Origin of the sequence: Pseudoalteromonas sp. bablab_jr011 (assembly GCF_016464045.1) — a bacterium.
Taxonomy (GTDB): domain Bacteria; phylum Pseudomonadota; class Gammaproteobacteria; order Enterobacterales; family Alteromonadaceae; genus Pseudoalteromonas; species Pseudoalteromonas lipolytica.
The window spans coordinates 1-1,118 of the sequence record NZ_JACDWU010000221.1; the positions used below are offsets into that span (position 1 = coordinate 1).

Here is a 1,118-nt window from a genome sequence, read left to right on the forward strand (position 1 = left end):
CTTATACCATTCCGCTTAAATATCTGATCTAATATAGGCTATATAAAATCACTGGTGATTAGCATTGAACCCAAACATATCTGAACAACTTTTAGCGCTTTCTCGAAAAGAACCAAATGCACGAAAACGCATGCGATTGCTCGCAGTGTCTTTATTTTATGATGGTAATAGCCGAACCGATATTGCAAAACGTCTAAACACAGCAAGAAGTAGTGTGAATAAATGGGTTTCTAGTTACCTAGAGCATGGACTGGATGGTTTAGACAATAAGCCTATTCAAGGACGTCCATCAAGGCTGCAACCCCAGCAACTTGAACAACTGTCTGAATTTATAAAGCGCACGAACACAGAACTTCGTGGTGGCCGTCTTACCGGCGAAGACATTGTGCATTACATTCACACTGAATTTGGTGTTCATTACCACTTAAATCATGTCTATAAAATTCTAAAGCAACTTGGCTTTAGTTGGATCACAAGCCGCTCTAAACACCCAAAACAATCATTACAGAGCCAAGACGCTTTTAAAAAACTTCCAACTGGAAACGATCCTTCACACACCAGGACACCTTCCTCTTGATCGGATCGACGTATGGTTTCAGGATGAAGCACGATTTGGCCAGCAAAATCCGACTACGCGCATTTGGGCTGAAACAGGCACTCGGCCACGGATTGTAAAACAACAGCAATTTGACTATGGATATTTATTTGGCGCGGTATGTCCAGCCACAGGCCAGACAGAAGCGTTAGTAAGCCCATTTGTAAATAAAGAAGCAATGACGCAGCACATGCGTCAGATATCACACGCGACACCTGCCGGAAGGCATGCTGTCGTGATAATAGATGGCGCAGGCTGGCATACATACGATACAGCTGCAGAATTTAAAAACCTAACCCTGATAAAGCTCCCACCTTATTCACCAGAGCTAAATCCAATAGAGCAAGTATGGAGCTGGATACGACAACATTGTTTATCCAATAGAGTGTTTTCGGGCTATGACGAAATTGTCGATGAAGTTTCAAAGGCATGGAATCACTTTATTTCAATCCCGGATCGAGTGAAGAAAATGTGCAATCGGGAATGGATTAAATTGATTTAATCTTTATGCGGAATGGTATTA

1 protein-coding gene is annotated in these 1,118 nt (G+C 42.0%); it reads left to right on the forward strand.

Translation table 11 applies throughout. The features are described from left to right. Window positions 1–130 precede the first annotated feature (130 nt). A protein-coding gene (locus tag JIG41_RS13055) for an IS630 family transposase (protein ID WP_404936082.1) occupies window positions 131–1,097 on the forward strand; the annotation gives its coding sequence in 2 pieces (ribosomal slippage) (window positions 131–529 and window positions 531–1,097; 966 coding nt in all). The last annotated feature ends 21 nt before the right edge of the window (window positions 1,098–1,118 follow it).